Consider the following 21439-nt stretch of genomic DNA (forward strand, 5'->3'; position numbering starts at 1 on the left):
GAGTGACATAGATGGCCATAAAAGCTGAAGAAATCAGTGCATTACTTCGCTCACAAATTGAAAATTATGAGTCAGAAATGTCCGTAACTGATGTAGGTACTGTATTACAAATTGGTGATGGTATTGCATTAATTCACGGATTAAATGACGTTATGGCTGGTGAGCTAGTAGAATTCCATAACGGCGTACTTGGTTTAGCCCAAAACCTTGAAGAGTCAAACGTGGGTGTGGTTATTTTAGGACCATATACAGGTATTACTGAAGGTGACGAAGTTAAACGTACTGGTCGTATCATGGAAGTGCCAGTAGGTGAAGAACTAATCGGAAGAGTTGTTAATCCATTAGGACAACCTATTGATGGACAAGGACCGATTAACACAACTAAAACACGTCCAGTAGAGAAAAAAGCTACTGGTGTAATGGATCGTAAATCAGTAGATGAGCCATTACAAACAGGTATCAAAGCAATTGATGCTTTAGTACCAATTGGTAGAGGTCAACGTGAGTTAATCATTGGTGACCGTCAAACAGGTAAAACAACAATTGCAATTGACACAATTTTGAACCAAAAAGATCAAGGTACGATTTGTATCTATGTTGCTATTGGTCAAAAAGATTCAACAGTAAGAGCAAATGTTGAAAAGTTAAGACAAGCAGGCGCTTTAGACTACACTATTGTTGTAGCAGCATCAGCTTCTGAACCTTCTCCATTATTATATATTGCACCATATTCAGGTGTAACAATGGGTGAAGAATTCATGTTTAACGGTAAACATGTTTTAATCGTTTATGATGATTTAACTAAACAAGCAGCAGCTTATCGTGAGTTATCATTATTATTACGTAGACCTCCAGGTCGTGAAGCATACCCAGGTGACGTATTCTACTTACATAGTAGATTATTAGAAAGAGCAGCAAAATTAAACGATGACTTAGGTGGCGGTTCAATTACTGCATTACCAATTATCGAAACACAAGCTGGTGATATTTCAGCTTATGTACCAACAAACGTTATTTCAATTACAGATGGACAAATCTTCTTACAATCTGATTTATTCTTCTCAGGTGTAAGACCAGCGATTAATGCCGGACAATCTGTATCTCGTGTTGGTGGATCTGCACAAATTAAAGCAATGAAGAAAGTTGCTGGTACGTTACGTCTTGACTTAGCGTCATACAGAGAACTTGAATCATTTGCACAATTCGGTTCAGACCTTGATGAATTTACTGCAAGTAAATTAGAACGTGGTAAACGTACTGTTGAAGTCTTAAAACAAGATCAAAACAAACCATTACCAGTTGAACACCAAGTGTTGATTATTTATGCATTAACAAAAGGATATTTAGATGATATTCCAGTTGTAGATATCACACGTTTTGAAGACGAGTTAAACCACTGGGCAGAATCAAATGCTACTGAACTGTTAAATGAAATCAGAGAAACTGGTGGCTTACCAGATGCTGAGAAGTTTGACACAGCAATTAACGAATTCAAAAAAAGCTTTAGCAAATCTGAATAATAAACAAGTTTAGTATAAGGTGGTGAGATAGTGGCTTCTCTTAAAGAAATAGATACTCGAATAAAATCAACCAAAAAAATGAAGCAGATTACGAAAGCGATGAACATGGTATCAAGTTCAAAACTTCGTAGAGCTGAAAAAAATACAAAACAATTCACACCATATATGGATAAAATGCAAGATGCAATTACTGCAGTTGCAGGGGCAAGTAGCAATACAAACCATCCAATGCTAAGACCTCGTAAAATTACTAGAAGTGGATATTTAGTTATCACGAGTGATAAAGGTTTAGCAGGTGCATATAGTGCAAACGTGCTTAAAAAATTGATTACTGATATTGAAGCGAAACATCAAGATAGTAGCGAATACAGTATTGTAGTTTTAGGGCAACAAGGTGTTGATTTCCTAAAAAATAGAGGTTATGACATTGAGTATTCTCAAGTAGACGTACCTGATCAACCTTCTTTCAAATCTGTTCAAGCACTAGCTAACCATGCTATAGACTTATACAGTGAAGAAGAAATTGATGAATTAAATATATACTATAGTCATTATGTCAGCGTTCTTGAAAACAAGCCTACATCTAGACAAGTATTACCATTATCTCAAGAGGATTCTAGTAAGGGGCATGGTCATTTGTCTTCTTATGAATTTGAGCCAGATAAAGAATCTATCTTAAGTGTAATCTTGCCTCAATATGTTGAGAGTTTGATTTACGGAACAATATTAGACGCAAAAGCAAGTGAGCATGCAACACGTATGACTGCGATGAAAAATGCCACTGATAATGCAACTGAACTTATTGATGACTTATCATTAGAATATAACAGAGCGAGACAAGCAGAAATTACGCAACAAATTACTGAAATTGTTGGTGGTTCCGCAGCGCTTGAATAATATTTAAAGGAGGAAAATAGCATGGGAATTGGCCGTGTAACTCAAGTTATGGGTCCTGTAATTGATGTTCGATTTGAACATAACGAAGTTCCTAAAATTAATAACGCCTTGGTTATTGATGTGCCTAAAGAAGAAGGTACAATACAACTAACATTAGAAGTTGCGCTGCAATTAGGTGACGACGTTGTTCGTACAATTGCGATGGATTCAACTGATGGTGTCCAAAGAGGCATGGATGTAAAAGATACAGGCAAAGAAATTAGTGTACCTGTTGGTGACGAAACATTAGGTCGTGTATTTAATGTACTAGGTGAAACAATTGACCTTAAAGAAGAAATTAGTGATTCTGTTCGCCGCGATCCTATCCATCGTCAAGCACCAGCATTCGATGAACTTTCAACAGAAGTTCAAATTTTAGAAACAGGTATTAAAGTAGTAGATTTACTAGCACCTTATATTAAAGGTGGTAAAATCGGATTGTTCGGTGGTGCCGGTGTAGGTAAAACAGTATTAATCCAAGAATTAATTAACAACATCGCTCAAGAGCACGGTGGTATTTCTGTATTCGCCGGTGTAGGTGAACGTACTCGTGAAGGTAACGATTTATACTTCGAAATGAGTGACAGTGGTGTAATTAAGAAAACAGCCATGGTATTCGGGCAAATGAATGAGCCACCTGGTGCACGTATGCGTGTTGCATTATCTGGTTTAACAATGGCTGAATATTTCCGTGACGAACAAGGTCAAGACGTATTATTATTCATCGATAACATTTTCAGATTTACACAAGCTGGTTCTGAGGTATCTGCATTATTAGGTCGTATGCCTTCTGCAGTAGGTTACCAACCAACACTTGCTACTGAAATGGGACAATTACAAGAACGTATTACGTCTACAACAAAAGGATCAGTTACTTCTATTCAAGCGGTATTCGTACCTGCCGATGACTATACTGACCCAGCGCCTGCGACAGCGTTTGCCCATTTAGATGCAACTACAAACTTAGAACGTAAATTAACTGAAATGGGTATTTATCCAGCCGTGGATCCATTAGCGTCTACATCAAGAGCATTGGAACCATCAATTGTAGGTCAAGAACATTATGAAGTAGCTCGTGATGTACAATCAACACTTCAAAAATACCGTGAATTACAAGATATCATTGCTATCTTAGGTATGGACGAATTATCTGATGAAGATAAACAAACAGTTGAACGCGCACGTAGAATTCAATTCTTCTTATCTCAAAACTTCCACGTAGCGGAACAATTTACTGGTCAAAAAGGTTCTTATGTACCTGTTAAGACAACAGTTGCAAACTTTAAAGATATCTTAGATGGTAAATATGACCATATTCCAGAAGATGCTTTCCGTTTAGTTGGTAGCATGGATGATGTTATTGCAAAAGCTAAAGATATGGGTGTTGAAGTATAACAATTAGGAGGAATGGATAATGAATACATTAAACCTAGATATTGTCACTCCTAATGGTTCTGTTTACAATCGTGATAATGTTGAACTCGTTGTTATGCAAACAACAGCTGGTGAGATAGGTGTCATGAGTGGACATATTCCAACTGTAGCTGCTTTAAAAACAGGCTTTGTAAAAGTGAAATTTCACGATGGAACTGAATATATTGCTGTAAGCGATGGCTTTGTTGAAGTTAGAAAAGATAAAGTTTCAATCATTGTTCAGACTGCAGAAACTGCAAGAGAAATTGATGTTGAAAGAGCTAAATTAGCCAAAGCAAGAGCAGAGTCTCACTTGGAAAATGATGACGACAATACTGATATTCATAGAGCCGAAAGAGCTTTAGAGAGAGCAAATAACCGTTTGCGTGTGGCTGAATTAAAATAGTAAATAAAGGGTCGAAGATGTGATTTCATATCTTCGACCCTTTTTTGAATTATATTGATTTAAAGATACAAAACATGAGAGGGGGGAAGGAATTGATAAAGAACTATTAAAGATTTATGATGTAGTGGTTCTTTATCATTAAACACAGCTAATGTGTATTAAAAATAGGAGGGAGTGGGACAGAAATGATATTTTTACAAAATTTATTTCGTTGTTCACCCCAACTTGCATTGTCTGTAGAAATTGGGGTTCCAATTTCTCTATGTTGGGGCCCCGTCAACTACTGCCAAATACAACACTATAGAGTCTAGACATTGATTTATGTCCGACTCCCAAGAATAGTTTTACTTTTTTACAATCACTAATAGATTGCTAAAATCAAAATTTCATTCACCACTATCTACAGTCGACATTTCATTTTTTGAAAGTAGCTACATTTTTTCATACCAAGATACTTTATAGTTATGATATTTATGTAAAAAGAATTATATAGTAAGTTAGCTTAAACTTTACTAAAAACGGGTATTAAACTTTGTATCATTATTTAAATTTTTCATGTACAATGTAATACAGTAATCTTATGAGGTGATAAAATGGATTATATCGGACAATATGCAGTTATCCATTTAGTGTTACATGTTGTATGTATTTGTATTGCCTATTGGGCTTTACAATCAATTAGATTAGATCAATTTTTTAAAAAAGGATACGCCACTCAATTACAAGTGTGTATGATATTTGTTGCTATTTTATTAGGCACTGCAGTAAGCAATTTTATTGTAGATTTGTTACAATACTCGACGCAGGTAAAATATTTAATAAAATAAGTCTAACTCTATGATTTGTAATCAAAACTAGATATAATTAAATAATGACTTAAAATAATTTTAAAATAGGGAAATGTAAAGTAATAGGAGTTCTAAGTGGAGGATTTACGATGGATAAAATAGTAATCAAAGGTGGAAATAAATTAACGGGTGAAGTTAAAGTAGAAGGTGCTAAAAATGCAGTATTACCAATATTGACAGCATCTTTATTAGCTTCTGATAAACCGAGCAAATTAGTTAATGTTCCAGCTTTAAGTGATGTAGAAACAATAAATAATGTATTAACAACTTTAAATGCTGACGTTACATACAAAAAGGACGAAAATGCTGTTGTCGTTGATGCAACAAAGACTCTAAATGAAGAGGCACCATATGAATATGTTAGTAAAATGCGTGCAAGTATTTTAGTTATGGGACCTCTTTTAGCAAGACTAGGACATGCTATTGTTGCATTGCCTGGTGGTTGTGCAATTGGAAGTAGACCGATTGAGCAACACATTAAAGGTTTTGAAGCTTTAGGCGCAGAAATTCATCTTGAAAATGGTAATATTTATGCTAATGCTAAAGATGGATTAAAAGGTACATCAATTCATTTAGATTTTCCAAGTGTAGGAGCAACACAAAATATTATTATGGCAGCATCATTAGCTAAGGGTAAGACTTTAATTGAAAATGCAGCTAAAGAACCTGAAATTGTCGATTTAGCAAACTACATTAATGAAATGGGTGGTAGAATTACTGGTGCTGGTACAGACACAATTACAATCAATGGTGTAGAATCATTACATGGTGTAGAACATGCTATCATTCCAGATAGAATTGAAGCAGGCACATTACTAATCGCTGGTGCTATAACGCGTGGTGATATTTTTGTACGTGGTGCAATCAAAGAACATATGGCGAGTTTAGTCTATAAACTAGAAGAAATGGGCGTTGAATTGGACTATCAAGAAGATGGTATTCGTGTACGTGCTGAAGGGGAATTACAACCTGTAGACATCAAAACTCTACCACATCCTGGATTCCCGACTGATATGCAATCACAAATGATGGCATTGTTATTAACGGCAAATGGTCATAAAGTCGTAACCGAAACAGTTTTTGAAAACCGTTTTATGCATGTTGCAGAGTTCAAACGTATGAATGCTAATATCAATGTAGAAGGTCGTAGTGCTAAACTTGAAGGTAAAAGTCAATTGCAAGGTGCACAAGTTAAAGCGACTGATTTAAGAGCAGCAGCCGCCTTAATTTTAGCTGGATTAGTTGCTGATGGTAAAACAAGCGTTACTGAATTAACGCACCTAGATAGAGGCTATGTTGACTTACACGGTAAATTGAAGCAATTAGGTGCAGACATTGAACGTATTAACGATTAATTCAGTAAATTAATATAATGGAGGATTTCAACCATGGAAACAATTTTTGATTATAACCAAATTAAACAAATTATACCTCACAGACAGCCATTTTTATTAATTGATAAAGTAGTTGAATATGAAGAAGGTCAACGTTGTGTGGCTATTAAACAAGTATCAGGAAACGAACCATTCTTTCAAGGGCATTTTCCTGAGTATGCGGTAATGCCAGGCGTATTAATTACTGAAGCGTTAGCTCAAACAGGTGCGGTAGCTATTTTAAATAGTGAAGAAAATAAAGGTAAAATCGCTTTATTTGCTGGTATTGATAAATGTCGTTTTAAACGTCAAGTAGTACCTGGTGATACTTTAACGTTGGAAGTAGAAATCACTAAAATTAAAGGACCAATCGGTAAAGGTAATGCTAAAGCTACTGTCGATGGTCAACTTGCTTGTAGTTGTGAACTTACATTTGCAATTCAAGATGTAAAATAAAACAAAAAAACATTCAAAGATTTAATGTGTTGGCAAAATCTTTGAATGTTTTTTATTTTACTCTTCTAATTTTTCATCCTTTAACTTTGGTTTAGACTGCATCATTCGATTAAATGATTTTTTTAATTCTTCACCAGATAATCCATCATCAATAAGTTGTTCTAATAAACTTTCAGCATACTGTTGACGTAAAGTGTAAATATGACATTCAAATACGATAGACATTGTTGTTTTAAAATTTTTAATACTTTTCACAGTAGATTCAAATAAAGCTGGATCATTGGCTGGACGCGTGATGACGACACGAATATCCAATAACTGTTCATTGTCTTGATATTCCTTAAATGTTTCATAATGCTCATTAGAAATGACAATTTCAAGCAACCAACCCGTGCCACTTTCCTCTTTATTAATTATTACGCCATCTTCTAATTCATATTCTATAATTCTGCCGTGTTCATTCACAATTTGAAACCTTACTGCTTTAAAAGTTTTCATATTCCCACATCCCATTAGTTTAATATTTATGATTTTTGAATTATTTAGAAGATTTAAGGTCATTTCATGACTAATTTCTTTAAATATAACAAATAACGAGATGCTATAGCTATTAATTATATAAAATTTGCCATTTTGACCATTTTTAAGCTAGTAATTAAGATATAGGCATAGGAGGTGAATCACACACTACATGCTAAATAAAATCGTAATTGTCGGGAGACTGACGAAAGACGCACAAATATTTGAAAAGGAGGATAGAAAAATTGCAACGTTTTGTGTTGCAACGCACCGAAATTATAAAGATGAAAATGGAGAAATCGTCTGTGATTACTTATTCTGTAAAGCATTTGGCAAGTTAGCTTCTAATATAGAAAAATATACTAATCAAGGTACATTGGTTGGTATAACTGGTCAAATGAGATCAAGAAAGTATGATAAAGACGGACAAACACACTTTGTCACTGAATTATATGTTGAAACAATAAAATTTATGTCCCCTAAATCCCAAAATAATGAAATTCTCTCAGATAGTATTTTAGATATTGACTCTCAAAATATAGATAATCATGACTTATTAGAAATTTAAATCCAATTATCCTAAACATCCTTAATATACATTTAATCCATCCTAAATTTTTTATAGATCTAATTAACTTGAAATATACTCACTTAAAAACGACTTACATGACTAGTACTGTTGTGTAGGTCGTCTTTTTGTGTAGTTTTTCTAATAGAAAATAGACATAGATTGCAAAACGATTACATAAAAAATTGCAAATAAAAAACATTTTTACTGTCATGACAATTCTCGATAGAATCATATCTGAAATTATGGGGGATTTCGTTGTAATCACTGTGTAAAAAACAAGGCTATTTTTTTATTTTGTTGTAACCTGCACGGATTTTATAGATGTTACAGTAGTCTCTGTAAAACTTTTAGAGAAACAAATTACTTGTAGGAGGATTTTAAGATTATGAAGAAAACATTACTCGCATCATCATTAGCAGTAGGTTTAGGAATCGTAGCAGGAAATGCAGGTCACGAAGCCCATGCAAGTGAAGCGGACTTAAATAAAGCATCTTTAGCGCAAATGGCGCAATCAAATGATCAAACATTAAATCAAAAACCAATTGAAGCTGGGGCTTATAATTATACATTTGACTATGAAGGGTTTACTTATCACTTTGAATCAGATGGTACACACTTTGCTTGGAATTACCATGCAACAGGTGCTAATGGAGCAGACATGAGTGCACAAGCACCTGCAACTAATAATGTTGCACCATCAGCTGTTCAAGCTAATCAAGTACAATCACAAGAAGTTGAAGCACCACAAAATGCTCAAACTCAACAACCACAAGCATCAACATCAAACAATTCACAAGTTACTGCAACACCAACTGAATCAAAAGCATCAGAAGGTTCATCAGTAAATGTGAATGCTCATCTAAAACAAATTGCTCAACGTGAATCAGGTGGCAATATTCATGCTGTAAATCCAACATCAGGTGCAGCTGGTAAGTATCAATTCTTACAATCAACTTGGGATTCAGTAGCACCTGCTAAATATAAAGGTGTATCACCAGCAAATGCTCCTGAAAGTGTTCAAGATGCCGCAGCAGTAAAATTATATAACACTGGTGGCGCTGGACATTGGGTTACTGCATAAGCCATTTATGCATAGCTAATTAATAGTTATATAAGTAACTTTTAGATTGGAATATATCGGGGAATTCTCGATATGTTCCGGTTTTTTTATTTCGCAAATATATGTCATTATACAGGCTGGGACATAAATCAATGTTCTATGCTCTACGAAGTTATATTGGCAGTAGTTGACTGAACGAAAATGCGCTTGTAACAAGCTTTTTTCAATTCTAGTCAACCTTGCCGGGGTGGGACGACGAAATAAATTTTGCGAAAATATCATTTCTGTCCCACTCCCAACTGAGCAACAATAATTGAAAATGTTGAAACCGTTTGCTAAGATTAATTTGCAATTGAATACTAAGGAACTACTAGGGGAGCCTAATGATATGGCTGAGATGAATTGTTCAGACCCTTATGACCTGATTTGGTTAGTACCAACGTAGGAAAGTAGTTATTGAAGTGATGGGGCTAGTATAGCAACATTGCCATCAAACTACTTTCATGTTGGAAGTAGTTTTTTTATTTAGGGAGGATTTTTTACAATGGAATTTTCACAAAAATTGTACCAAGCTGCAAAGCCAATCATTAATGATATTTATGAGGATGACTTTATTCAAAAAATGTTATTAGGCAATATACAAGCTGATGCATTACGTCACTATTTACAAGCTGATGCAGCTTATTTAAAAGAATTTACAAACTTATATGCATTGCTAATTCCAAAAATGAACAACATGGATGATGTGAAATTTTTGATAGAGCAAATTGATTTTATGGTAGAAGGTGAAGTGTTAGCGCATGATATTTTAGCACAAATTGTTGGTGAACCTTATGAAGAAATTATTAAAACTAAAGTTTGGCCACCAAGTGGCGACCATTACATTAAGCACATGTATTTCCAAGCGCATAGTCGTGAAAATGCTATTTATACAATTGCTGCAATGGCACCTTGTCCATATATTTATGCAGAAATAGCTAAGCGCTCTCAAAGTGATCATAAGCTTAATAGAGAAAAAGATACGGCAAAATGGTTTGATTTTTATAGTACTGAAATGGATGACATAATTAACGTATTTGAGGCATTAATGAATAAATTAGCCGAATCAATGTCTGACAAGGAATTGGAACAAGTAAAGCAAGTATTTTTAGAAAGTTGCATACATGAGCGTCGATTTTTCAATATGGCTATGACACTAGAACAATGGGAATTTGGAGGAAAAGTAAATGATTAAACCTAAAATAGCATTAACCATTGCAGGTACTGATCCAACAGGTGGTGCCGGCGTAATGGCTGATTTAAAATCATTTCATTCATGTGGTGTATATGGTATGGGCGTCGTTACAAGTATTGTTGCTCAAAATACATTGGGCGTACAACATATTCATAATTTAAATCATCAATGGATAGATGAACAACTTGATAGTGTCTTCAACGATACCTTACCGCATGCTATTAAAACGGGGATGATTGCTACAGCAGATACTATGGAAACGATTCGTCATTATTTAATGCAACATGAATCTATTCCGTATGTAATTGATCCTGTTATGTTGGCGAAAAGCGGTGATTCATTAATGGATAATGACACAAAACAAAACTTGCAGCATACGTTATTGCCATTAGCTGATGTAGTAACACCGAATTTACCAGAAGCTGAAGAAATAACGGGACTAACCATTGATAGTGAAGAAAAAATTATGCAGGCTGGCCGCATCTTTATTAATGAGATTGGTAGTAAAGGTGTCATCATTAAAGGCGGCCATTCAAATGATACTGATATAGCAAAAGATTATTTATTTACTAACGAAGGTGTTCAAACATTTGAAAATGAACGATTTAAAACAAAACATACGCATGGAACAGGGTGTACATTTTCAGCAGTTATAACGGCAGAACTTGCAAAAGGTAGACCATTATTTGAGGCTGTACACAAGGCTAAAAAGTTTATTTCAATGAGTATACAATATACGCCTGAAATCGGCCGTGGTAGAGGTCCAGTGAATCATTTTGCATATTTAAAGAAAGAGGGATTAGACGATGAATTATCTAAATAAAATACGTATTGAAAACCCATTAACAATTTGTTATACAAACGATGTAGTTAAAAATTTTACAGCGAATGGTTTATTAAGTATTGGTGCTAGCCCTGCAATGAGTGAAGCTCCCGAAGAAGCTGAAGAATTTTACAAAGTTGCACAAGCGCTATTAATCAATATCGGTACTTTAACAGCAGAAAATGAACAAGATATTATTGCGATTGCTCAAACGGCAAATGAGGCAGGCTTACCTATTGTATTTGACCCTGTAGCTGTTGGTGCTTCTACATATCGAAAGCAATTTTGTAAATTATTATTGAAATCAGCGAAAGTATCAGTAATTAAAGGCAATGCATCTGAAATATTAGCGTTGATTGATGATACAGCAACTATGAAAGGTACAGATAGTGATGCTAATCTTGATGCGGTTACAATAGCGAAAAAGGCTTACGCAACATATAAAACTGCAATAGTAATCACAGGTAAAGAGGACGTTATTGTTCAAGATAATAAAGCCATCGTATTAGCTAATGGATCTCCATTATTAGCACGAGTAACTGGAGCTGGTTGTTTATTAGGAGGCGTTATTGCTGGATTTTTATTTAGAGAAACAGAACCAGACATAGAAGCGTTAATTGAAGCGGTAAGCGTATTTAATATTGCTGCTGAGGTAGCTGCTGAAAATGAAAATTGTGGTGGTCCTGGTACGTTTTCACCATTGTTGCTTGATACGTTATATCATTTAAATGAAACAACCTATCAACAACGGATTCGTATTCAAGAGGTGGAATAATATGTTTAACCAATCGTATCTAAATGTGTATTTTATTTGTGGGACCTCCGATGTTCCGAGTCATCGAACTATTCATGAAGTATTAGAAACAGCATTAAAGGCAGGGATTACACTTTTCCAATTTCGAGAAAAGGGTGAATCAGCTTTAAAAGGAAACGATAAACTTGTATTAGCTAAAGAATTACAGCATCTCTGTCATCAATATGATGTGCCTTTTATCGTTAATGATGATGTATCCTTGGCAAAAGAAATTAACGCGGATGGTATACATGTCGGTCAAGATGATGCGAAAGTCAAAGAGATAGCACAATATTTCACTGATAAAATTATTGGACTTAGTATTAGTGATTTAGATGAGTATGCAAAATCTGATTTAACTCATGTTGATTATATAGGTGTTGGACCAATCTATCCTACGCCGTCGAAGCATGACGCGCATATACCAGTAGGTCCAAAAATGATTGCAACGTTTAAAGAAATGAATCCGCAACTACCGATTGTAGCTATTGGCGGTATCAATACTAATAATGTGGCGCCGATTGTAGAAGCAGGTGCCAATGGAATTTCAGTCATTTCAGCCATTTCTAAAAGTGAAAATATTGAAAAGACTGTTAATCGATTCAAAGATTTTTTTAATAATTAGTTAAATTTTTCCACTTATTGTTTCATACGTACTCATTAATGTGATAGAATAAATCCTATGTGAATATAATGATAGAGGTGGAAAAATGAAGAAAAAAGCGTTACTACCATTATTTTTAGGTATTATGGTCTTTTTGGCTGGTTGTGACTATTCTAAACCTGAAAAACGTAGTGGGTTTTTCTACAATACATTCGTAGATCCAATGAAAAATGTATTGGATTGGTTGGGAAATAACTTATTAAACGACAATTATGGTTTAGCTATTATTATCCTTGTATTGGTAATTCGTATTATTTTATTACCATTCATGTTGTCAAACTATAAAAATAGTCATATGATGCGTCAAAAAATGAAAGTTGCAAAGCCAGAAGTTGAAAAAATTCAAGAAAAAGTGAAACGTGCGCGTACACAAGAAGAAAAAATGGCTGCAAACCAAGAATTAATGCAAGTATATAAAAAGTATGACATGAACCCGATTAAGAGTATGTTGGGTTGTTTACCAATGCTAATCCAATTGCCAATCATCATGGGATTATACTTTGTACTTAAAGACCAACTTGTAGATGGTTTGTTTAAATATCCACACTTCTTATGGTTCGATTTAGGACGTCCTGATATTTGGATTACAATTATTGCCGGTGTTTTATACTTTATCCAAGCATATGTATCAAGTAAAACGATGCCAGACGAACAACGTCAAATGGGTTACATGATGATGGTCATTTCACCAATTATGATTATCTGGATTTCATTAAGCTCAGCATCAGCACTTGGTTTGTACTGGTCAGTCAGTGCGGCGTTCCTTGTAGTTCAAACACACTTTGCGAACATTTATTATGAAAAAGTCGCTAAAAAAGAAGTACAACCTTTCATTGAAGCGTATGAAAGAGAGCACAACGGCGGCAGCAATAAAAAAGGCAAAAACACACAAGTAGTGTCTAAAAAGAAAAAGAAATAACCTTATCAAGTCCAAATAATGTGCACCCTAAAAGTTGAAGATAATTTTAACTTTATAGGGCGCACATTATTTTTCGCTTCAAAAGCGAAACTTAGTGTCACATTATACAATATGTGATAAATAGAAACAGCAGTAAGATGATTTCAAATGTGAAAGTCATCCTACTGCTGTTTTTATTTGAAATAATATTAACGAGATTTCAGTATGTAAAAAGTGGTTAATAACAGAGTTGTCATTCTTCATCGCAATGCCATCTTGACACAATGATTCATCAGTGTAGCAGTATATGTCGCAAATTTCCACAGCAATTCACTAATACATGTAACAGTGTGAAATAATAACGTCACAACGGCATAATACACATTGCAACGTCCCAACAACATATCATAGAATCGTAACGGCATGACACCAAGCTTCCACAACAACACGCCATTACATCGCATCATCATACTACAACTTCAATGTCTAGTCGTGATAATTCCATTCCGTAAAAAACTGTTTCAAGTACATCATCATAAAGTCGTGACGTTCTTTAGCAATCATCTTCGCCGTATCTGTATGCATTAAAGATTCTAACTTAAGTAATTTTTCAAAGAAATGTTTAATTGCAGATGGTGGCAACTGTTCAACTAAATCATCATTAATCTTATCTAGTGACATATGTTCTGTCCACATAGGTTCACCAAAGTGTCCTGCAAATTGAAATGTTCGTGCAACACCTATAGCGCCTATAGCATCAAGACGATCTGCATCCCTGACAATTTGACCTTCTAAAGATAAAGTGACATGATCATTTTTGCCATTGCGATAGCTCATATTATTAATAATAAATAAAATGTGCTCTTGATCTTCGGTTGATAGTGATAAAGAAGATAAAAATGACTTCAATTCAACATATTGTTTGTTAGCATCTACAACTTTTTCGTCAACGGTATCATGAAGCAAACATGCGAGTTCAATGACTAAAGTATCATTAACACCTTCATTTTCAGCGATTGATTTAGCTAAAGCAGTGACACGATATACATGCGCAATATCATGGCCTGTATAATCATTTTGATGAATAGATTCCATATATTTTTTGGCAGCACTAATGACGTCTGATTGTTGCATTAAAGTTACACTCCTCATATTTCTATTTTATAAGATAGGTGACAATAATTGTGAAATACCTTCTTTAAATTTAATCCAAAGACTTCGCTTAGCATAACGTGCTTTTGTTAATTCAGAAGATACTGCTAAATCATCTATAAAAGCTTGTTTTAATTTTTTGGCAATTTGTTGGTCATAAATAAAAGCGTTGACTTCGAAATTCAATGTGAAACTGCGATGGTCCATATTAGCTGTTCCCACACTTGCAATTTCATCATCTATAACAAGTGTTTTTGAGTGTAAAAAGCCATTGTCGTAGTGAAATACTTTAACACCGGCATCTAATAAGGATGCTGCATTTTTTAAAGTAGCCCAAAAAACAAACGGATGGTCAGGTTTATTAGGAATCATGATATTGACATCAACACCACCTAATGCCGCAATTTTAATAGAATCTAAAAAGGCTTGATCAGGTATGAAATAGGGAGATTGAATATAAATCGATTTTTTAGCAGATGAAATCATTTTCAAATAACCGTATTTAATCTGTTCCCATTCTTCGTCAGGACCACTAGAAGCTATTTGAACGCCAATTGTTCCACCAGAATTTACATCTGGGAAATAACGATCATCATAGGAGATGTGGTCACGTGTGGCTTGTGAATTCCAATCTAGAATAAATCGTAATTGCAATGCATTCACTGCATCCCCGACAATTCGTAAATGCGTATCTCGCCAATAGCCGAATTTTTTTGATTTACCTAAGTACTCATCACCAACATTAAAACCACCAACATATCCAATTTGCCCATCTATTACAACAATTTTTCGATGGTTTCGATTGTTCATACGCAAGTTAATTAAAGGTAATTTTGATGGGAAAAATGCTTCAGCATGTCCGCCTTTATTGCGAAACGGGCGTAAGCCTTTTTTACGCAGTCCACGAGAACCCATGTCATCATAAAGAATTTTAACTTCTACACCTTGTTCCGCTTTTTTACCAAGTTCATTTAAAATGGTACGACCTAATTCATCATTTTGAATAATATAGTACTGAAAATGAATATAATCAGTAGCATTACGGATGTCTTGTATTAGGTCATCAAATTTTTCTTGGCCGTCTGTGTATATTTTTAAATCGTTGTCTGTTGTTAAAAATGCTGCGTTATTATATAACAACATTTGAATCATTTCTTTAAATTTTACAATTTGATAATTGGAATTTGAAAAGTTTTCATTTTTTAAAGCAGCTAATTGCTCATCAACGATTAACTCTAATCCTTTTTTATCTTCCTTATCAATTTTGAAAATTTGGTCACGTTGAATTTGTCGTCCTAATAGTAAGTATAAAATGAAGCCGAATAAAGGCAAGAAAACTAAGACTAGTAACCAAGCCCAGATAGAATTGGCAGAACGTCTTTCCATGAAAATAATGGTAAAGGCGAATAATAAGTTTAAAATAAATGCACCAATAAATATTGAATTTAAAATAATATTAGAATGCTTGAGTGCAATGGATAATAACTCTATCATTTGAAACCTCCCATCGAAAATCTTAAACGAGTAGTATATCTTATTAATTGTATCATGAAGCAATTTAAATATCATGACAATTTAGTTTGAAAAACACACTTTGTGTTGACGTTGTGTTTTATGGGATATAGTATAGTAAGGAATGTAAATGAAGGAGTGAATGCTATGACTGAACAAGATAATGCACATCATTCTGAACAAATAAAAACGAATCTTAAATCACGTTTAAATCGAATTGAAGGACAAGTGAGAGCGATTAATCGCATGATTGAAGAAGATGTCTATTGTGATGATGTCCTTACGCAAATAAGAGCGACACGTTCGGCGTTAAACAGTGTTGCGATAAAGTTATTAGAACAACATATGAAAAGTTGTATTATGAATAAAGTTAATCAAGGTGCTCAGGAAGAGGCAATGGAAGAGTTATTAGTGACTTTTCAAAAATTGATTAAAGACTAAAGGAGTTTAAGATGATACATCAAAATACGATTTACACAGCGGGAATTGAAACAGAAGAACAAGTAAGTCAATTGACAGAACGCATTTCAAATATGATAGGTGTTCATCAAGTGAATATTAATATAATAGATGGTCAAGTAACTGTATCGTATGAGACACCAGCAAATTTGAATAGTATTGAAAAAGAAATCTATGATGAAGGATACAAAATTGTATTTTAGGGTATAATGTAGAGTGCGCTATAGATTTTAATTTTGAAAATAAATTAAAAATTTTGTAAATGATGTAGTAAAGGTATGTCGAATAGGGTAAGATAATATTGAAAGCGATCCAAACGAGGTGATAATAATGAAACGTCCTGAAAAGATTCAAAATGTAGTCAAACTATTGTCATCATTAGGTGTGAATATTAAAAAAACTAAATCTCGTTTAGACATTATTAATACTTTGCCAGCATCTAATAAAGTAAGTCACGAATTAAAATAATTGACTGTGATTGTGAATCACACACCGTTAAAGCTATCGTCGGACTATTCGATGATAGCTTTTTTGACTGGATTTACTAAAATGAAAGCAAGTACTATATAACAAAATCCCTCTTTAGAGTGTACATTTTACAATGTGTACTTCAAAGAGGGATTGTTATTATCGAGTAATATCTATATATGACATTTTAAATCGACGACGTAAATAGACTATATAACGTCATCTTGAAAAGTTATGATATTTGAAACTCAAAATAGTTTAAATTAATTACTTTTTGGATGGTATAAATCGACATATCGTTTTGGTTCATGATAATAAATTGATAAGACTATACCTATTCCAGTCATCATACTCCATAGCGCACTACCACCATAACTAATAAATGGTAATGGAATACCAGTGATTGGTAACAACTGAATTGTCATACCAATATTTTGTAAAATATGGAACACAAGTAAAGTGACGAAACCAACGATAAAGATTTTGTTAAATTGATCTTCAATTTTCGCAGCTAATCTTATTAGATGGAAGATTAAAAATAAAAATATTAAGATCAATATGACAGAACCGATAAAGCCAAGTTCCTCCCCAATCACTGAAAAGATAAAGTCAGTATGATTTTCAGGTATATAAACTTCACCGTGATTGTATCCTTTACCTAGTAACTGTCCAGAACCGATAGCTTTAAGTGATTCAGTTAAATGATAGCCATCACCACTACTATATGTATAGGGGTCAAGCCATGAATTGATTCGTCCCATTTGATACAGTTGGACACCTAATAAATTTTCAATTAATGCGGGTGCATATAGAATACCTAAAATGACTGTCATTGCACCAACAATACCTGTAATAAAGATAGGGGCTAAGATACGCCATGTTATACCACTTACTAACATCACACCTGCAATAATAGCAGCTAATACTAATGTAGTTCCTAGGTCATTTTGCAGTAATATTAAAATACTTGGTACTAACGAGACACCAATAATTTTGAAAAATAATAACAAATCACTTTGGAATGATTTATTGAATGTGAATTGATTATGTCTAGAAACGACACGCGCTAATGCTAAAATTAAAATAATTTTCATGAATTCAGATGGCTGAATACTGATAGGGCCAAACGTGTACCAACTTTTGGCACCATTGATAATAGGTGTAATAGGTGACTCAGGAATAACGAGCAAGCCTATTAATAATAGACAGATTAAGAAATACAATAAATATGTATAATGTTTAATCTTTTTAGGTGAAATAAACATGATGATACCTGCAAAAATTGCACCTAAAATGTAATAAAAAATTTGTCTGATACCGAAATTAGCACTGTATTGACCACCACCCATTGCCGAGTTAATAAGCAGAACACTGAAAATTGCTAAAACAGCTATAGTGGCTACTAATACCCAGTCTACTTTGCGAAGCCAATGCTTATCCGGCTGTTGACGAGATGAATAATTCATTGCAAACTCCTTTTATACTCACTAATGTTTATATCAATTTTACATGACTTTTTAAAAATTAGCTAGAATATCACAGTGATATCAGCTATAGATTTCAATTTGAATTAGGAATAAAATAGAAGGGAATATTGTTCTGATTATAAATGAATCAACATAGATACAGACACATAAGTCCTCGTTTTTAAAATGCAAAATAGCATTAAAATGTGATACTATTAAGATTCAAAGATGCGAATAAATCAATTAACAATAGGACTAAATCAATATTAATTTATATTAAGGTAGCAAACCCTGATATATCATTGGAGGAAAACGAAATGACAAAAGAAAATATTTGTATCGTTTTTGGAGGGAAAAGTGCAGAACACGAAGTATCGATTCTGACAGCACAAAATGTATTAAATGCAATAGATAAAGACAAATATCATGTTGATATCATTTATATTACCAATGATGGTGATTGGAGAAAGCAAAATAATATTACAGCTGAAATTAAATCTACTGATGAGCTTCATTTAGAAAATGGAGAGGCGCTTGAGATTTCACAGCTATTGAAAGAAAGTAGTTCAGGACAACCATACGATGCAGTATTCCCATTATTACATGGTCCTAATGGTGAAGATGGCACGATTCAAGGACTTTTTGAAGTTTTGGATGTACCATATGTAGGAAATGGTGTATTGTCAGCTGCAAGTTCTATGGACAAACTTGTAATGAAACAATTATTTGAACATCGAGGGTTACCACAGTTACCTTATATTAGTTTCTTACGTTCTGAATATGAAAAATATGAACATAACATTTTAAAATTAGTAAATGATAAATTAAATTACCCAGTCTTTGTTAAACCTGCTAACTTAGGGTCAAGTGTAGGTATCAGTAAATGTAATAATGAAGCGGAACTTAAAGAAGGTATTAAAGAAGCATTCCAATTTGACCGTAAGCTTGTTATAGAACAAGGCGTTAACGCACGTGAAATTGAAGTAGCAGTTTTAGGAAATGACTATCCTGAAGCGACATGGCCAGGTGAAGTCGTAAAAGATGTCGCGTTTTACGATTACAAATCAAAATATAAAGATGGTAAGGTTCAATTACAAATTCCAGCTGACTTAGACGAAGATGTTCAATTAACGCTTAGAAATATGGCATTAGAGGCATTCAAAGCGACAGATTGTTCTGGTTTAGTCCGTGCTGATTTCTTTGTAACAGAAGACAACCAAATATATATTAATGAAACAAATGCAATGCCTGGATTTACGGCTTTCAGTATGTATCCAAAATTATGGGAAAATATGGGCTTATCTTATCCAGAACTGATTACAAAACTTATCGAGCTTGCTAAAGAACGTCACCAGGATAAACAGAAAAATAAATACAAAATTGACTAACTGAGGTTGTTATTATGATTAATGTTACATTAAAGCAAATTCAATCATGGATTCCTTGTGAAATTGAAGATCAATTTTTAAATCAAGTGATAAATGGAGTCACAATTGATTCACGAGCAATTTCTAAAAATATGTTATTTATACCATTTAAAGGTGAAAATGTTGACGGTCATCACTTTGTCTCTAAAGCATTACAAGATGGTGCTGGAGCTGCTTTTTATCAAAGAGGAACACCTATAGATGAAAATGTAAGCGGGCCTATTATATGGGTTGAAGACACATTAACGGCATTACAACAATTGGCACAAGCTTACTTGAGACATGTAAACCCTAAAGTAATTGCCGTCACAGGGTCTAATGGTAAAACAACGACTAAAGATATGATTGAAAGTGTATTGCATACCGAATTTAAAGTTAAGAAAACGCAAGGTAATTACAATAATGAAATTGGTTTACCTTTAACTATTTTGGAATTAGATAATGATACTGAAATATCAATATTGGAGATGGGGATGTCAGGTTTCCATGAAATTGAATTTCTGTCAAACCTCGCTCAACCAGATATTGCAGTTATAACTAATATTGGTGAGTCACATATGCAAGATTTAGGTTCGCGCGAGGGGATTGCTAAAGCTAAATCTGAAATTACAATAGGTCTAAAAGATAATGGTACGTTTATATATGATGGCGATGAACCATTATTGAAACCGCATGTTAAAGAAGTTGAAAATGCAAAATGTATTAGTATCGGTGTTGCTACTGATAATGCATTAGTTTGTTCTGTTGATGATAGAGATACTACAGGTATTTCATTTACGATTAATAATAAAGAACATTATGATCTACCAATATTAGGAAAGCATAATATGAAAAATGCGACGATTGCCATTGCGGTTGGTCATGAATTAGGTTTGACATATAACACAATCTATCAAAATTTAAAAAATGTCAGCTTAACTGGTATGCGTATGGAGCAACATACATTAGAAAATGATATTACTGTGATAAATGATGCCTATAATGCAAGTCCTACAAGTATGAGAGCAGCTATTGATACACTGAGTACTTTGACAGGGCGTCGCATTCTAATTTTAGGAGATGTTTTAGAATTAGGTGAAAATAGCAAAGAAATGCATATCGGTGTAGGTAATTATTTAGAAGAAAAGCATATAGATGTGTTGTATACGTTTGGTAATGAAGCGAAGTATATTTATGATTCGGGCCAGCAACATGTCGAAAAAGCACAACACTTCAATTCTAAAGACGATATGATAGAAGTTTTAACAAGCGATTTAAAAGCGCATGACCGTGTATTAGTTAAAGGATCACGTGGTATGAAATTAGAAGAAGTGGTAAATGCTTTAATTTCATAGAGATTAGTCGAGGGACCTTTTACTTATAAAAATGATTTGAATTAATACTAAAAGATTACAAAGAAGAGGTGGTTTTGTGTGTAAATACAAAATTGCCTTTTTCTTTT

24 protein-coding genes and 1 riboswitch are annotated in these 21439 nt (G+C 33.8%); of the genes, 20 read left to right on the forward strand and 4 right to left on the reverse strand.

Annotation, left to right across the window (positions count from 1 at the left end; genetic code table 11):
* Nucleotides 1-11 precede the first annotated feature (11 nt).
* From atpA to fabZ, 8 genes are all read left to right on the forward strand, one after another.
* Nucleotides 12-1520, forward strand: a complete 1509-nt coding sequence (gene atpA / locus IDG64_RS06470) for a F0F1 ATP synthase subunit alpha (RefSeq protein ID WP_000974881.1) — start codon at nucleotides 12-14, stop codon at nucleotides 1518-1520.
* A 30-nt stretch (nucleotides 1521-1550) separates the two neighbouring features.
* Complete coding sequence (gene atpG, locus IDG64_RS06475) at nucleotides 1551-2417, forward strand: ATP synthase F1 subunit gamma (RefSeq protein WP_000157603.1); 867 nt, start codon at nucleotides 1551-1553, stop codon at nucleotides 2415-2417.
* 21 nt (nucleotides 2418-2438) lie between these two features.
* Nucleotides 2439-3851, forward strand: coding sequence for a F0F1 ATP synthase subunit beta (atpD, locus tag IDG64_RS06480; RefSeq protein ID WP_000511135.1), 1413 nt, complete (start codon nucleotides 2439-2441; stop codon nucleotides 3849-3851).
* A 19-nt stretch (nucleotides 3852-3870) separates the two neighbouring features.
* A complete protein-coding gene (locus IDG64_RS06485) occupies nucleotides 3871-4275 on the forward strand; it encodes a F0F1 ATP synthase subunit epsilon (RefSeq protein ID WP_001094394.1) in 405 nt (134 codons plus the stop codon).
* Nucleotides 4276-4644: 369 nt separating this feature from the next.
* Complete coding sequence (locus IDG64_RS06490; protein WP_031864518.1) at nucleotides 4645-4737, forward strand: hypothetical protein; 93 nt, start codon at nucleotides 4645-4647, stop codon at nucleotides 4735-4737.
* Between the two features lie 131 nt (nucleotides 4738-4868).
* On the forward strand, nucleotides 4869-5102 hold the full coding sequence (locus IDG64_RS06495) for a DUF1146 family protein (RefSeq protein ID WP_000384523.1): 234 nt from the start codon (nucleotides 4869-4871) through the stop codon (nucleotides 5100-5102).
* Between the two features lie 110 nt (nucleotides 5103-5212).
* Nucleotides 5213-6478: a UDP-N-acetylglucosamine 1-carboxyvinyltransferase gene (gene murA, locus IDG64_RS06500; protein WP_000358006.1), complete on the forward strand. Its 1266-nt coding sequence runs from the start codon at nucleotides 5213-5215 to the stop codon at nucleotides 6476-6478.
* Nucleotides 6479-6511: 33 nt separating this feature from the next.
* Nucleotides 6512-6952, forward strand: coding sequence for a 3-hydroxyacyl-ACP dehydratase FabZ (gene fabZ, locus IDG64_RS06505; protein ID WP_000447678.1), 441 nt, complete (start codon nucleotides 6512-6514; stop codon nucleotides 6950-6952).
* Nucleotides 6953-7009: 57 nt separating this feature from the next.
* Here the strand turns inward: fabZ and IDG64_RS06510 are convergent, their stop codons facing one another.
* On the reverse strand, nucleotides 7010-7450 hold the full coding sequence (locus IDG64_RS06510) for a YwpF-like family protein (RefSeq protein WP_000846746.1): 441 nt from the start codon (nucleotides 7448-7450) through the stop codon (nucleotides 7010-7012).
* A gap of 193 nt (nucleotides 7451-7643) precedes the next feature.
* Here IDG64_RS06510 and IDG64_RS06515 point away from each other — a divergent pair, with 193 nt between their 5' ends.
* The 7 genes from IDG64_RS06515 to yidC all read left to right on the forward strand — a co-directional run bounded on the left by IDG64_RS06515 (nucleotide 7644) and on the right by yidC (nucleotide 13535).
* Entirely contained in the window at nucleotides 7644-8039 is a 396-nt protein-coding gene (locus tag IDG64_RS06515; RefSeq protein WP_000932694.1) for a single-stranded DNA-binding protein, read from the forward strand.
* Nucleotides 8040-8427: 388 nt separating this feature from the next.
* Nucleotides 8428-9123: a lytic transglycosylase SceD gene (sceD, locus tag IDG64_RS06520; protein WP_000752001.1), complete on the forward strand. Its 696-nt coding sequence runs from the start codon at nucleotides 8428-8430 to the stop codon at nucleotides 9121-9123.
* Between the two features lie 341 nt (nucleotides 9124-9464).
* A riboswitch (TPP riboswitch) is annotated at nucleotides 9465-9567 on the forward strand.
* A 79-nt stretch (nucleotides 9568-9646) separates the two neighbouring features.
* Nucleotides 9647-10336 (forward strand): thiaminase II, encoded by a 690-nt coding sequence (gene tenA / locus IDG64_RS06525; protein WP_000396062.1) that lies wholly within the window; start codon nucleotides 9647-9649, stop codon nucleotides 10334-10336.
* On the forward strand, nucleotides 10329-11159 hold the full coding sequence (gene thiD, locus IDG64_RS06530) for a bifunctional hydroxymethylpyrimidine kinase/phosphomethylpyrimidine kinase (RefSeq protein WP_000594942.1): 831 nt from the start codon (nucleotides 10329-10331) through the stop codon (nucleotides 11157-11159). Before tenA ends, thiD begins: the two co-directional genes overlap by 8 nt.
* The gene (gene thiM, locus IDG64_RS06535) at nucleotides 11143-11934 is read left to right on the forward strand and encodes a hydroxyethylthiazole kinase (protein ID WP_001108482.1); all 792 of its coding nucleotides are present in this window, start codon (nucleotides 11143-11145) and stop codon (nucleotides 11932-11934) included. Before thiD ends, thiM begins: the two co-directional genes overlap by 17 nt.
* Nucleotide 11935: 1 nt before the next feature.
* Nucleotides 11936-12577: a thiamine phosphate synthase gene (gene thiE, locus IDG64_RS06540; RefSeq protein ID WP_000483164.1), complete on the forward strand. Its 642-nt coding sequence runs from the start codon at nucleotides 11936-11938 to the stop codon at nucleotides 12575-12577.
* Nucleotides 12578-12662: 85 nt separating this feature from the next.
* Nucleotides 12663-13535, forward strand: a complete 873-nt coding sequence (gene yidC / locus IDG64_RS06545; RefSeq protein ID WP_000725802.1) for a membrane protein insertase YidC — start codon at nucleotides 12663-12665, stop codon at nucleotides 13533-13535.
* Nucleotides 13536-14000: 465 nt separating this feature from the next.
* Here yidC and IDG64_RS06550 read toward each other — a convergent pair whose 3' ends face one another.
* Both IDG64_RS06550 and cls read right to left on the reverse strand, forming a co-directional pair.
* Nucleotides 14001-14648: an HD domain-containing protein gene (locus tag IDG64_RS06550; RefSeq protein ID WP_001187630.1), complete on the reverse strand. Its 648-nt coding sequence runs from the start codon at nucleotides 14646-14648 to the stop codon at nucleotides 14001-14003.
* Nucleotides 14649-14675: 27 nt separating this feature from the next.
* Nucleotides 14676-16160, reverse strand: a complete 1485-nt coding sequence (cls, locus tag IDG64_RS06555) for a cardiolipin synthase (protein ID WP_000571549.1) — start codon at nucleotides 16158-16160, stop codon at nucleotides 14676-14678.
* Nucleotides 16161-16325: 165 nt separating this feature from the next.
* Between cls and csoR the strand changes: the two genes are divergently transcribed.
* The 3 genes from csoR to IDG64_RS06570 all read left to right on the forward strand — a co-directional run bounded on the left by csoR (nucleotide 16326) and on the right by IDG64_RS06570 (nucleotide 17105).
* Nucleotides 16326-16619 carry a copper-sensing transcriptional repressor CsoR gene (gene csoR / locus IDG64_RS06560; RefSeq protein ID WP_000138932.1) on the forward strand — a complete coding sequence of 98 codons (294 nt, stop codon included), beginning with the start codon at nucleotides 16326-16328 and terminating at the stop codon, nucleotides 16617-16619.
* Nucleotides 16620-16630: 11 nt separating this feature from the next.
* The gene (gene csoZ / locus IDG64_RS06565) at nucleotides 16631-16840 is read left to right on the forward strand and encodes a putative copper chaperone CsoZ (protein WP_000581792.1); all 210 of its coding nucleotides are present in this window, start codon (nucleotides 16631-16633) and stop codon (nucleotides 16838-16840) included.
* Nucleotides 16841-16967: 127 nt separating this feature from the next.
* The gene (locus tag IDG64_RS06570) at nucleotides 16968-17105 is read left to right on the forward strand and encodes an Lmo0850 family protein (protein ID WP_000828354.1); all 138 of its coding nucleotides are present in this window, start codon (nucleotides 16968-16970) and stop codon (nucleotides 17103-17105) included.
* Nucleotides 17106-17368: 263 nt separating this feature from the next.
* Here IDG64_RS06570 and IDG64_RS06575 read toward each other — a convergent pair whose 3' ends face one another.
* Nucleotides 17369-18571 carry an FtsW/RodA/SpoVE family cell cycle protein gene (locus IDG64_RS06575; protein WP_001109939.1) on the reverse strand — a complete coding sequence of 401 codons (1203 nt, stop codon included), beginning with the start codon at nucleotides 18569-18571 and terminating at the stop codon, nucleotides 17369-17371.
* A gap of 317 nt (nucleotides 18572-18888) precedes the next feature.
* Here IDG64_RS06575 and IDG64_RS06580 point away from each other — a divergent pair, with 317 nt between their 5' ends.
* Both IDG64_RS06580 and IDG64_RS06585 read left to right on the forward strand, forming a co-directional pair.
* A complete protein-coding gene (locus tag IDG64_RS06580) occupies nucleotides 18889-19959 on the forward strand; it encodes a D-alanine--D-alanine ligase (protein ID WP_000159631.1) in 1071 nt (356 codons plus the stop codon).
* A gap of 14 nt (nucleotides 19960-19973) precedes the next feature.
* Nucleotides 19974-21332 carry a UDP-N-acetylmuramoyl-tripeptide--D-alanyl-D-alanine ligase gene (locus tag IDG64_RS06585; RefSeq protein ID WP_000611480.1) on the forward strand — a complete coding sequence of 453 codons (1359 nt, stop codon included), beginning with the start codon at nucleotides 19974-19976 and terminating at the stop codon, nucleotides 21330-21332.
* The last annotated feature ends 107 nt before the right edge of the window (nucleotides 21333-21439 follow it).

The sequence above is a fragment of the Staphylococcus sp. EG-SA-15 genome (assembly GCF_017151895.1).
GTDB lineage: Bacteria > Bacillota > Bacilli > Staphylococcales > Staphylococcaceae > Staphylococcus > Staphylococcus aureus.

What these genes read in the sequence shown, in the direction of transcription:
- csoZ (WP_000581792.1), top strand. Translation starts at nt 16,631, where the DNA reads ATGATACATCAAAATACGATTTACACAGCGGGAATTGAAACAGAAGAA.
- IDG64_RS06485 (WP_001094394.1), top strand. Translation starts at nt 3,871, where the DNA reads ATGAATACATTAAACCTAGATATTGTCACTCCTAATGGTTCTGTTTAC.
- csoR (WP_000138932.1), top strand. Translation starts at nt 16,326, where the DNA reads ATGACTGAACAAGATAATGCACATCATTCTGAACAAATAAAAACGAAT.
- yidC (WP_000725802.1), top strand. Translation starts at nt 12,663, where the DNA reads ATGAAGAAAAAAGCGTTACTACCATTATTTTTAGGTATTATGGTCTTT.
- IDG64_RS06575 (WP_001109939.1), bottom strand. Translation starts at nt 18,571, where the DNA reads ATGAATTATTCATCTCGTCAACAGCCGGATAAGCATTGGCTTCGCAAA.
- IDG64_RS06550 (WP_001187630.1), bottom strand. Translation starts at nt 14,648, where the DNA reads ATGCAACAATCAGACGTCATTAGTGCTGCCAAAAAATATATGGAATCT.
- IDG64_RS06495 (WP_000384523.1), top strand. Translation starts at nt 4,869, where the DNA reads ATGGATTATATCGGACAATATGCAGTTATCCATTTAGTGTTACATGTT.
- murA (WP_000358006.1), top strand. Translation starts at nt 5,213, where the DNA reads ATGGATAAAATAGTAATCAAAGGTGGAAATAAATTAACGGGTGAAGTT.
- sceD (WP_000752001.1), top strand. Translation starts at nt 8,428, where the DNA reads ATGAAGAAAACATTACTCGCATCATCATTAGCAGTAGGTTTAGGAATC.
- IDG64_RS06570 (WP_000828354.1), top strand. Translation starts at nt 16,968, where the DNA reads ATGAAACGTCCTGAAAAGATTCAAAATGTAGTCAAACTATTGTCATCA.
- thiE (WP_000483164.1), top strand. Translation starts at nt 11,936, where the DNA reads ATGTTTAACCAATCGTATCTAAATGTGTATTTTATTTGTGGGACCTCC.
- IDG64_RS06510 (WP_000846746.1), bottom strand. Translation starts at nt 7,450, where the DNA reads ATGAAAACTTTTAAAGCAGTAAGGTTTCAAATTGTGAATGAACACGGC.
- tenA (WP_000396062.1), top strand. Translation starts at nt 9,647, where the DNA reads ATGGAATTTTCACAAAAATTGTACCAAGCTGCAAAGCCAATCATTAAT.
- IDG64_RS06580 (WP_000159631.1), top strand. Translation starts at nt 18,889, where the DNA reads ATGACAAAAGAAAATATTTGTATCGTTTTTGGAGGGAAAAGTGCAGAA.
- IDG64_RS06585 (WP_000611480.1), top strand. Translation starts at nt 19,974, where the DNA reads ATGATTAATGTTACATTAAAGCAAATTCAATCATGGATTCCTTGTGAA.
- cls (WP_000571549.1), bottom strand. Translation starts at nt 16,160, where the DNA reads ATGATAGAGTTATTATCCATTGCACTCAAGCATTCTAATATTATTTTA.
- fabZ (WP_000447678.1), top strand. Translation starts at nt 6,512, where the DNA reads ATGGAAACAATTTTTGATTATAACCAAATTAAACAAATTATACCTCAC.
- atpA (WP_000974881.1), top strand. Translation starts at nt 12, where the DNA reads ATGGCCATAAAAGCTGAAGAAATCAGTGCATTACTTCGCTCACAAATT.
- atpD (WP_000511135.1), top strand. Translation starts at nt 2,439, where the DNA reads ATGGGAATTGGCCGTGTAACTCAAGTTATGGGTCCTGTAATTGATGTT.
- thiD (WP_000594942.1), top strand. Translation starts at nt 10,329, where the DNA reads ATGATTAAACCTAAAATAGCATTAACCATTGCAGGTACTGATCCAACA.
- IDG64_RS06515 (WP_000932694.1), top strand. Translation starts at nt 7,644, where the DNA reads ATGCTAAATAAAATCGTAATTGTCGGGAGACTGACGAAAGACGCACAA.
- thiM (WP_001108482.1), top strand. Translation starts at nt 11,143, where the DNA reads ATGAATTATCTAAATAAAATACGTATTGAAAACCCATTAACAATTTGT.